Annotated in this window: 10 protein-coding genes; 3 read left to right on the top strand and 7 right to left on the bottom strand. The window is 65.8% G+C overall.

The annotated features are described in order from the left end of the window. Positions 1-309 precede the first annotated feature (309 nt). The 5 genes from dnaJ to E2484_RS02025 form a co-directional block, all read right to left on the bottom strand. Positions 310-1,470, bottom strand: a complete 1,161-nt coding sequence (gene dnaJ / locus E2484_RS02045; protein WP_137283558.1) for a molecular chaperone DnaJ — start codon at positions 1,468-1,470, stop codon at positions 310-312. Positions 1,471-1,545: 75 nt separating this feature from the next. Beyond that, on the bottom strand, positions 1,546-3,462 hold the full coding sequence (gene dnaK / locus E2484_RS02040; protein ID WP_137283557.1) for a molecular chaperone DnaK: 1,917 nt from the start codon (positions 3,460-3,462) through the stop codon (positions 1,546-1,548). A 345-nt stretch (positions 3,463-3,807) separates the two neighbouring features. Continuing rightward, the gene (locus E2484_RS02035; protein WP_137283556.1) at positions 3,808-4,461 is read right to left on the bottom strand and encodes a nucleotide exchange factor GrpE; all 654 of its coding nucleotides are present in this window, start codon (positions 4,459-4,461) and stop codon (positions 3,808-3,810) included. A 79-nt stretch (positions 4,462-4,540) separates the two neighbouring features. Further along, positions 4,541-4,999 (bottom strand): luciferase domain-containing protein, encoded by a 459-nt coding sequence (locus E2484_RS02030; RefSeq protein ID WP_137283555.1) that lies wholly within the window; start codon positions 4,997-4,999, stop codon positions 4,541-4,543. Between the two features lie 128 nt (positions 5,000-5,127). Next, positions 5,128-5,760, bottom strand: a complete 633-nt coding sequence (locus E2484_RS02025) for a ferritin family protein (protein ID WP_137283554.1) — start codon at positions 5,758-5,760, stop codon at positions 5,128-5,130. A gap of 630 nt (positions 5,761-6,390) precedes the next feature. Between E2484_RS02025 and E2484_RS02020 the strand changes: the two genes are divergently transcribed. Beyond that, positions 6,391-7,566 (top strand): MBL fold metallo-hydrolase, encoded by a 1,176-nt coding sequence (locus E2484_RS02020; protein WP_137283553.1) that lies wholly within the window; start codon positions 6,391-6,393, stop codon positions 7,564-7,566. A gap of 7 nt (positions 7,567-7,573) precedes the next feature. On the opposite strand, the gene E2484_RS02015 is transcribed toward E2484_RS02020, so the two are convergent. Then, positions 7,574-7,993 (bottom strand): hypothetical protein, encoded by a 420-nt coding sequence (locus tag E2484_RS02015; protein WP_137283552.1) that lies wholly within the window; start codon positions 7,991-7,993, stop codon positions 7,574-7,576. A 67-nt stretch (positions 7,994-8,060) separates the two neighbouring features. Further along, entirely contained in the window at positions 8,061-8,282 is a 222-nt protein-coding gene (locus tag E2484_RS02010) for a hypothetical protein (RefSeq protein ID WP_137283551.1), read from the bottom strand. A 113-nt stretch (positions 8,283-8,395) separates the two neighbouring features. Between E2484_RS02010 and E2484_RS02005 the strand changes: the two genes are divergently transcribed. Next, entirely contained in the window at positions 8,396-8,989 is a 594-nt protein-coding gene (locus E2484_RS02005; RefSeq protein ID WP_137283550.1) for a flavin reductase family protein, read from the top strand. After that, entirely contained in the window at positions 8,989-9,798 is an 810-nt protein-coding gene (locus tag E2484_RS02000; RefSeq protein ID WP_137283549.1) for an AAC(3) family N-acetyltransferase, read from the top strand. The genes E2484_RS02005 and E2484_RS02000 overlap by 1 nt, the downstream gene beginning before the upstream one ends.

Here is a 9,798-nt window from a genome sequence, read left to right as displayed (position 1 = left end):
CCTTGGTTCTAACCCGGGGGGGGGGCCCCCACCCGCGGGGGCGCCCATTTGGGGGGGGGGGGGGGCGGGGGCCCCCCCCACCGCCGGGGCGTCACTCGATACGGTATCGGCATTCTATACCAACGGGAAGGATTGATATATGAATCTAAAAGAAATAAAAATATTTCTTTCGCTCGGCGATTCGAGTAGCAGAAAAGTGAGCGACCGAAAAACGAGCAGCCGACAAGCGAGCGACGCGCTGCGTCGCTCGCCCGAGTTCACCCGACGCCGAAAGAAGGTGGTCGTCGAAAGGTGGAGTTGGAAGCCCGTTCAGAAGGAGTTCTTGATCTTCTCGAAGAAGCCTTCCTCGACGCTAATCTCCTCGCCGCCGGCTTCCGCGAACTGCTCCAGCGCCTCCTTCTGTTCGTCGTTGAGGTCCGAGGGCGTCACGACCTGCACCTGCACGTAGAGGTCGCCCTGCCCGCGTCGCCGGAGGCGGGGCATGCCCTTGCCCTGTAGGCGGAACGTCTCGCCGCTCTGCGTGCCCGCGGGAATGTCCATCTCGACCGTCCCGTCGAGCGTCGGAATCTCGACGGTGTCGCCGAACGTCGCCTGCGGGAACGAGATGGGTTCCTGTCGCCGGAGGTCGTCGCCGTCGCGTTCGAAGTCCGGGTGGTCCTCGATTTCGACCTCGATGAGCAGGTCGCCGTTCGGCCCGCCGTTGGGACCGGGCGCGCCCTCGCCTTCCATCTGGAGGCTCTGGCCCGACTGGATGCCCGCGGGCACCTCGACCGAGAGGGTGGCCTCCCGGCGGACGGTCCCGTCGCCGCCGCAGGTCGAACAGGTCTCGGCGTATATTTCGCCTTCGCCGCCGCACTGCCGGCAGGTCTGGGTCTGCTGGACCCGGCCGAGCGGCGTTTGCTGGACCTGCGTGACCTGCCCGCGGCCGTTGCACTCCTGACAGGTGTGCGAATCGGTACCCGGCGGGTGGCCCTCGCCGTCGCAGTCGTCGCATCGCTCGGGCCGACGGACGCTGACCTGCTTCTGGACGCCCTCGTAGGCGTCTTCGAGGTCGATGGTCAGTCGCGTCCGGAGGTCTTGGCCCTTCTGCGGCCGGTTGGACTGGCGGCCGCGACCGCCGCCGCCGAAGAACTGCTCGAAGATGTCGCCCATACCGCCCTGTCCGCCCATGCCGCCGAAGGGGCCTTGCCCGCCCATGCCGCCGGCGCCACCACCGCGACCGCCGTCGAAACCGCCGCGCTTCTCGGCCTGCTCGAACCGGTCGTGGCCCATCTGGTCGTAGGCCTGGCGCTTCTCGTCGTCGGTCAGCACTTCCTTGGCCTTCTTGACTTTCTTGAACTTCTCCTCGGCGTTCGGGTCGTCGCTCACGTCGGGATGGTACTCGGTCGCCTTCTCTCGGTAGGCGTCCTTGATTTCGTCCTCGTCGGCGTCCCTGCTCACGCCGAGTACGTCGTAGAAGTCCTCGCTCATTCGTTGTTCGTCGATAAAAGATGGAGTTACTTGAAGGGTCCGTTGATGCGCCGCGATTCAGACGGACGAGCGGAGTTACTCGTCGTCTTCGTCGTCCACGTCTTCGAAGTCTGCGTCCACGTACTCGTCGCCTTCACCGCCCGCGCCAGCACCGCCGGGTCCGGCCTGTCCGCCCATACCGCCGGGTCCGGCACCTGCCGCGCCGCCGGGACCCGCACCGCCGGGACCAGCGCCAGCACCGGCCTGGGCCTGTTGCTGGTACATCTGCTTGCCGATCTCCTGAAGTTCCTCGCTCAGACTCTCGGTGGCGTCTTCGAGGTCCTCCTTCGTGGCGTCTTCGTCCTGTAGGACCTCCTCGACGTTCTCGATTTCGGCCTCGATGTCGGCCTTCAGGTCGTCGTCGATCTCCTCCTCGTTCTCGTCGAGGAGGGTGTTGGCGCGCTGGACCGCGCTCTCGGCCTCGTTGCGGGCCTCGATGCGCTCGCGGCGCTTCTGGTCCTCTTCCTCGTGCTTCTCGGCTTCTTCCTGCATCTGTTCGATCTGCTCGTCCGAGAGGCCAGCGCCGCCTTCGATGGTAATCTCCTCGGAGTTGCCCGAGCCCTGGTCTTCGGCCGTGACGTTGACGATGCCGTTCTCGTCGATGTTGAACCCGACCTCGATCTGCGGCGTTCCGGCCGGAGCGGGCGGGATGCCCGTCAACTGGAACTCGCCGAGCAGTTCGTTCTCCTCGGCGATTTCGCGCTCGCCCTGGAACACTCGGACCTGTACCGAGGTCTGGTTGTCCGCGGCCGTGGTGAACACCTTCGACTCCTCGGTGGGAATCGTGGTGTTCTTGTCGATGAGCCGCTCGAACAGGCCGCCCTTGACCTCGATACCGAGCGAGAGCGGTGTCACGTCGAGCAGCACGATGTCATCTACGTCGCCCGAGAGGACGCCGCCCTGAATCGCCGCGCCGAGCGCGACGGCCTCGTCGGGGTTGACGTTCTTCTTCGGCTCCTGGCCGGTCATCTCTTCGACCTGCTCTTGGACCTGTGGCATCCGGGTCGAGCCACCGACGAGAATCACTTCGTCGATGTCGCCCTTCGAGTAGCCCGCGTCTTCGAGGGCCTGCTCGGTCGGGCCGACCGTCCGCTCGATGAGGTCCGAGGTCAGCGACTCGAACTTCGCGCGAGTCAGGCTGTCTTCGAGGTGGACCGGCCCCTCGTCGGTCGCCGTGATGAACGGGAGGTTGATGTCGGCCTCCTTTCGGGAGGAGAGTTCGATTTTGGCCTCTTCCGCGGCGTCCTTCAGTCGCTGGAGGGCCTGACGGTCCTCGCGCAGGTCGATGTTGTGTTCGTTCTCGAACTCGTCGGCGAGGTAGTCGATGATGGCCTGGTCCCAGTCGTCGCCGCCGAGGTCGTTGTCACCATTCGTGGCGACGACCTCGTAGACCCCGCCGCCGAGGTCGAGGATGGACACGTCGAAGGTGCCTCCGCCGAGGTCGTAGACCAGGACGGTCTGGTCGGACTCGTCGTCGAGTCCGTACGCCATCGACGCGGCGGTCGGTTCGTTGACGATGCGCTCGACCTCGAACCCGGCGATTTCCCCGGCGTCCTTGGTCGCCTGGCGCTGTTTGTCGTTGAAGTAGGCGGGGACCGTGATGACCGCCTTCTCGATGTCGTCGCCGAGGTACTCCTCGGCGTCGCGCTTTATCTTCTGGAGGATCATCGCCGAGATTTGCTCGGGCGTGTACTCCTCGTCGTCGATTTCGACGGTGTAGTCCTCGTCGCCCATGTGGCGCTTGATGGACTCGATCGTGCGCTCGGGGTTCTGGACCGCCTGGTTCTTGGCGGGTTTCCCGACGAGACGCTCGCCGTCGTCGAAGGCGACGACCGAGGGCGTGGTTCGCTCGCCCTCGCTGTTGACGATGATCTCCGGGTCGCCGCCCTCCATGACCGCGAACGCGCTGTTCGTGGTGCCGAGGTCGATGCCCAGAATTTTGTTGCTCGCCATCTTGTTCGATACGTTGCGGGTTCTGCCGTTTAAGCCTTGCTAGTCTCGGCGTTCGACCGCGCGCGAGCAACCCTTCGCCTGCTTGCGGTTTTAGAAACCCACTGTGACGATAGATGGCATACTTATATATCCGACCGCAATTCCACTCTTTGTTTAGTGATACTTCCCACCTGAAGGCGCTCGGTGACACCGACCATCGGAATAGAAACGGTGACACCCTCTCCCGCTAGGTGGACTGAAGGGGCCACCCGGTCGCACGAGCGAGCGGGGGCTTTCGAGAACGAAGCCGCGTCGACTTTCTCACCCTGACGAACTGCTTTCCCGATTCTCTCCCGCCGTTCGCTCCTACTCGCTTCCTTCGCTGACGGTGACCTGAGCGGCACGGAGGACCTTCTCGCCCATCTCGTAGCCCGGTTGGTACACGTCGGCGACGGTGCCCTCGGGTTGGTCGCTCTCGACCTGCATCATCACCTCGTGGCGCTGGGGGTCGGTCTCGGTGCCGGGTTTGGGGTCTATCGTCTCGACGTTCTCGTCCTCGAACACTCGGTCCAGTTCCTTCAGGGTCATCTCGACGCCCTCTTTCAGACTCTCGACGTTCTCGTGGTCGTTCTCGACGGCGCGCTTCAGGTTGTCGCGCACGTCGAGGAGATTCTCGACGAGGTCCTCGGTCGCGCGCTCTTTCATCTGCTCTTGGCGCTTCTTCGCGCGCTTCTTGTAGTTCTGGAAGTCGGCCCTGTTGCGCTTGAGTTTCGATTCGAAGTCGTCCGCACGCTCGCGGGCCTCCGCGCGCTCTGCTTCGAGTTCCGCGAGGTGGCCTTCGAGGTCGGTGGCGAGTTGGGCGTCCTGCGTGGCAACTTCCGCGACGAGTTTGGTGCTGGTCGGGCCGAGGGGGTCCGCTTCGGCCTCGGATTCCGCTTCGGCCTCGGCAGCCACTGATTGCTCCTCGGCTTCGCTGTCGGCGTCCCTCTGCACCTGCTCGGTGGCTTCCTCGTCGGTCATATTCGGTACAAACGGTTGGGCGCGTTTAAGGATTCAGAAAGCGGACCGGCCACCGACTCTCCGGGTCGAGGTCGCCCAGTTACGACTCCATGACCCCGCGCCGTTCGAACGCCGCCCGCACGTCCTCGCTGACTCCTAACTCCTCTAACTCCTCCGTAACGTCGATTTCCTCGAACTTCTCGGCTCCGGCGGGCGTCTTCTTCAGGTTGTTGACGTGGTAGAGGTACGACAGGCGCAGGAGCCAAATCGCCTGTTCCACGTCCTCGTCGTCCTCGATGTAGTGGGTCGTCCACCCCGATTCGGGGACGACGTGGTGCTCGGCGGTCCTGCCCTCGTCGATGAGCGTCTCGCGCAGACGCTTGGTGAACGGCACGTCCACGATGCCCCACCGATGGACGTGGCCGGCCTCGCGCGGGCCGAGCGTGAACTCCCGGCCCTCGAAGCGGTGTTCGTTGGTGTTGACGTGGGGCCACGCGGCGACTTCCTCGATGACGCGATCTACGAGCCGCGCCGCCTGACGCTGGTCTTGGTCCCCCATAGTCTCTATCGGAGAAACGCCGTCCGGGAACTTAATCTACGTGCCCGACTGTCCCGGAATCGTCGCCGGGAGTGTCAACTCCGGCGACAGGAACCACCGCGAAAGAGACGTTCACGCGAAGGTGTCGATTAGCAGATCGGCTTCGGGTCGAGTCCCATCCCCTGCAACGTCTCGGCGTAGTCGTCGTAGGCGATCTGGACGACCTCCTCGGCGACCTCCCGCGCGCGCTCCCAGTCGTCCTCGCCGTCACAGTGGGCCGCCAGCAGGTCGGTCCCCACCGTGACGCCCTCCTGCGTGTCGTCGCGCAGGTCCCGGAAGAGGTCGGCCCGGCGCTCGTCGGCCTCGTTGACGAAGAAGTTCACGACCTGCAACTGGGTGCGGTCGGTCGCCAGCGACCGGCCGACCAGTCCCGCCGCGCGCTCGACGGTGGTGTCGAGACCTCGCAGGTAGTCGTGCATCGGGTCCGTCTCGTCGGTGGGCGAGAACTCTGCCTCCAACTCCGCCACGACGCGCTCGTAGTGGTCGGCCTCCCGTTCGGCGAGGCCCGCGAACGTCTCGCCGGCGTCCGCGTTCTCCTCGCTGTCGGCCCACCCGGCGAACGTCTCGCGGGCGGTTTCCTCGCTCCGGGCGGCGGCGCGCAGGACCGTCTCGGCGTCGAGGTCGGCGTCCGTGAGTGCGACGAGCGCCTGCTGAGAGCCGAGGCGGTCGAGTTCGGTCGCCTTCGCGTCCTCGATATCGTCCGGGAAACTGGCGGCGTCCATGCGAGGGTGTATGGTGTCGGCGCGCTTGAAGATTTGCGGGGTCCCTGCTTCTCCTCCACTAACTTCTCGTTTCTCTACACCATACAGATGAGTCTTAGATATTGTACTTCCTGTCTGAGTTGGGGCGGGCCTTGCTCCTACGGCGTTCGACGGGCTACTGCACTGCGGCCGCGAACGGGAGACGGTCCGCGAAGCGAACTACTGCACCGCACGACACCGCAACCGCACCGCGACGGCCTCCGCCTCCCCTCCTCCTGGGCTTCTCGGCCACGGGCCTGCGATGTCTGCGAACGACGTTCGCAGATCAGCGAGACGCGTGGCGTCTCGCAAGCCTCGTCCATCGGAGGACAAACGACGTCCTCCGAGCTTGCGGTCACGTCCGTTCCCGCAGGCACCGGCAGACAAACGGCGTCTGCCGAACCTTCAGTCGCTTCGCTCCTGAAGACCTCGCACGCTGTGGCGCGACCTCGCGGTTCGAGGTCGCGCCAGCACGCGCCGACCCGGAAAGGGTAGTCAACGCGCGCCGGAGCGGTTCCAGAAATCGGTAGTCACCGGTCCAGTCGGCCAGTCGGAACTCGGGCGAGGTCGACCCGCCACATCGTTTTCTTCCGGCGGTCCCTATTACAGAGCATGACCGACGAGAACGCGGACACACCGTCGATTTCGCCCGACGACCTCCACCAGCGAATCCAGCGCGGAGAGCGCGTGACCCTGCTCGACGTGCGCAACCGCGACGAGTTCGAGGCGTGGCGCATCTCCGGCGACGGCGTGGCGGCCACGCAAGTCACCTACGCCGAGCTTATGGCCGCGAAGGCCCGCGGAGACGTCGAGGAGTTCGTCGCAGACCTCGACCTCCGAGAGCCGGTCGTTGCAGTCTGTCCCCGTGGCGAGGCCAGCGCAACCGTCGCCGACGTCCTGCGCGGCGAAGGAATCGAGGCCCGGAATCTCGCCGGAGGCATGCAGGGTTGGGCGCGAGTGTACGTCTCGCGCGAGCTACCGGGGACTCCGGACGACGCGACCGTCCTCCAGTACGACCGCCCGGCCACTGGATGTCTCTCGTATCTGGTGGCCTCCGGCGACGAGGCCGCGGTCGTAGACCCCCTGCGGGCGTTCGCCGACCGCTACGCCGCCGCTGCCGACGAACTGGGTGCAGACCTCCGCTACGCCATCGACACCCACGTCCACGCCGACCACCTCTCGGGCGTCCAGCGACTCGCCCGCGAGACGGCCGGGCAGGCAGTTCTGCCCGCGGGCGCGACCGAGCGCGGCCTCGCGTTCGACGCCACCTTGCTCCAAGACGGCGACCAACTCCGCGTCGGCGATGCGACCCTAACCGCGCTCCGCGCGCCGGGCCACACCACCGAACTGACCGCGCTCCGCCTCGGAGACGTGCTGTTCTCCGGCGACGCGCTCTTCGTGGACAGTTTCGGCAGGCCCGACCTGGAGCAGGGCGACGACGGCGCGGCCGACCTCGCGGGCACGCTCTACGACACGCTGACCGACCGCCTGTTCGCGCTCCCCGACGACACCCTCGTCGCGCCCGGCCACCGGACGCCCGACGCCGAACCGAACCCCGACGAGAACGACACCTACGCCGCCAGAATCGGTGCTGTCCGGGAGCGTCTGCGCGTTCCCGACGAGAAGGAGGCGTTCGTGGAACGGGTCCTCGACTCGCTTCCGGCCCGCCCCGCCAACTACGAGGACATCGTCCCGGCGAATCTGGGCCGGGAGGAGATAGGCGACGATGCCGCCTTCGAGATGGAACTCGGGCCGAACAACTGCGCGGTCGGGGCCGAGGGTGACTGACGGGACGCTACTCGCTGGCGCTCGGCCTCCGACGACCTCCAACGTCGAGAAACAGCGACGACGCCACGACGAGTATCCCCACTGCAAACTGGAGTGGATACAGAGTGAGTCCGCTCTGACACGGACCGACGTCCAGACACGCTGTTCTCGGACGAAGGCCGAGAAAGATGGTCACGGCGAATCCGAAGACGACGCCGGCAGCGCCGAGTCTCCGCGTCCACCCGTCCATCTGCGTCGCGCGAACCAACTGCAGCACCCCGGCACCTGTCAGTACCGCGTACGTCCCGAGTACGATGAAGAGGTGGTATCGGGGGTTCGCCAACTTCCAGACACCGACGTAGACGAGTACGAGTCCGAGCGTTACTCCGATGCAGGTGCGCATCGAAACCGCCGTTTCCCGGCCTGTCAGTCGCCTGTCCCGATTCATACGGTAGTTCTCGAAACTCCGAAGCCGACGAAGAAAAAGGCGTTCGGTGTCCGCCGAGAGTGGTTGGTCAGCCGTCCTCGTCGCCCGAGGTCTCGACGTGTCGGCCGTCCTTGCGGTCGTGGTCGCCCTCCTCGTCGTCCGGCAGGGTGGCGGCGTCGGACTGCTCGGTCTCCTCGGGGTCCATCTCCTCGTCCACGCGCTCTAACTCCTCCCCGACCTCCTCGTCGCGCTCTGCTTCCATCTCCTCGCGCCGGTCACTCTCGCTCGCCGCGGTTTCTTCGTCTCCCATGGTTCGACCGTGGCCCGCGATAGCCTTTGACCTGGTGGCCCGCCGTCGGTCGCTTTCGGCACCTCGCTGGCCGGGACCACAAATCCTTCCCCAGCTCGTCCCGTTCCGTCGACATGGAAATCGACCCCGACGAGATACCGTCGATGTACCGGACGCTCGCGGGCGCGGTCGTCCCCCGACCCATCGCGTGGGTCAGTACGACCAGTCCCGAGGGAGTGGACAACCTCGCGCCGTACAGTTTCTTCAACGTCGTCGCCATCGACCCGCCGGTCGTGATGTTCGCGCCCGTGGACGACGACGAGTCGCCCGACGGACTGAAGGACACGCCCCGAAATATCCGGGAGAACGAGGAGTTCGTCGTCAACGCCGTCACCGAGTCGGTCGCGGAGGCCATGAACGAGACCAGCGCGACCCTCCCCACGGGAGAGAGCGAGTTCGACCGCGCCGGGATATCGCGCACGGACACCCGCGCGGTCGCTCCGCCGCGAGTGGCCGAGTCGCCAGTCGCCTTCGAGTGTTCGCTCTACGAGATGCTCGACGTGGGCGGGTCCACGATGGTTCTCGGCGAGGTCGAGTGGGTCCACCTAGACGACGAGGTGACGACCGGCGGGAAGTTGGACGTGGATAAGCTGGATGCTGTCGGACGACTGTCGGGAAGTTTATACGCGACGACGGAAAATCGATTCTCGATGGAGCGACCACCGTAATGAAAGAACGCATAGAGCGCAGTGACGAACCGATAACGCCCGAACGAATCGCCAGCGACCTCTGTGACCTCGGCGTCGAACCCGGCGACACCCTGCTGGTCCACTCGTCGCTCTCGTCGCTCGGGTGGGTCACGGCCGGTCAACCCGCGGTAGTGGACGCGCTGATGGAGGTCGTCACGTCCGAGGGGACGATAGTGATGCCGACCCACTCGACCCAGTACAGCGACCCATCCCGCTGGCGGAACCCGCCGGTCCCGGACGACTGGGAGGACGTGATTCGGACCGAGCGTCCGGCTTACCGGCCGGAGGTCACGCCGACCTGGAACGTGGGCGCGATTCCGGAGTGCTTCCGGACGTATCCCGACGTCCGGCGAAGTCGCCACCCGTCCTACTCCTTCGCGGCGTGGGGCGCGGACGCCGAGTCGGTCGTCACCGACCACAGCTACGACCACGGGTTGGGCGAGGAGTCGCCGCTCGCGGAGGTCTACGACCGCGACGGCACGATTCTCATGCTCGGTACCGACCACGACACCAACACCTCGTTCCACCTCGCGGAGCATCGCGCCGACCGCGATCAGGGCGTCTCGACGCAGACCACGCCGGTCCTCGAGGACGGCGAGCGCGAGATGATTACCTTCGAGCAACTCGAATACGACGCCGACGACTTCCCCGAGGTCGGCCGAGACTTCGAGGACGACCGTCCCGAGGCGGTCACTCGGGGCACGGTCGGCATGGCCGACGCGAAACTCGTCTCTCAGCGGGCAATCGTGGACTACGGCGCGGAGTGGTTCGAGAAGAATCGGGACTGA

Origin of the sequence: Halorussus salinisoli (assembly GCA_005239435.1) — an archaeon.
Taxonomy (GTDB): Archaea; Halobacteriota; Halobacteria; order Halobacteriales; family Haladaptataceae; genus Halorussus; species Halorussus salinisoli.
Note: the sequence above shows the minus strand (reverse complement) of the source record. Positions and strands in the feature narration are given on the sequence as shown.

Excerpts from the sequence above, each read along its gene's own strand:
- dnaJ (WP_137283558.1), bottom strand. The coding sequence starts at position 1,470 with ATGAGCGAGGACTTCTACGACGTACTCGGCGTGAGCAGGGACGCCGAC.
- E2484_RS02035 (WP_137283556.1), bottom strand. The coding sequence starts at position 4,461 with ATGACCGACGAGGAAGCCACCGAGCAGGTGCAGAGGGACGCCGACAGC.
- E2484_RS02005 (WP_137283550.1), top strand. The coding sequence starts at position 8,396 with ATGGAAATCGACCCCGACGAGATACCGTCGATGTACCGGACGCTCGCG.
- E2484_RS02000 (WP_137283549.1), top strand. The coding sequence starts at position 8,989 with ATGAAAGAACGCATAGAGCGCAGTGACGAACCGATAACGCCCGAACGA.
- E2484_RS02030 (WP_137283555.1), bottom strand. The coding sequence starts at position 4,999 with ATGGGGGACCAAGACCAGCGTCAGGCGGCGCGGCTCGTAGATCGCGTC.
- E2484_RS02010 (WP_137283551.1), bottom strand. The coding sequence starts at position 8,282 with ATGGGAGACGAAGAAACCGCGGCGAGCGAGAGTGACCGGCGCGAGGAG.
- dnaK (WP_137283557.1), bottom strand. The coding sequence starts at position 3,462 with ATGGCGAGCAACAAAATTCTGGGCATCGACCTCGGCACCACGAACAGC.
- E2484_RS02015 (WP_137283552.1), bottom strand. The coding sequence starts at position 7,993 with ATGAATCGGGACAGGCGACTGACAGGCCGGGAAACGGCGGTTTCGATG.
- E2484_RS02025 (WP_137283554.1), bottom strand. The coding sequence starts at position 5,760 with ATGGACGCCGCCAGTTTCCCGGACGATATCGAGGACGCGAAGGCGACC.
- E2484_RS02020 (WP_137283553.1), top strand. The coding sequence starts at position 6,391 with ATGACCGACGAGAACGCGGACACACCGTCGATTTCGCCCGACGACCTC.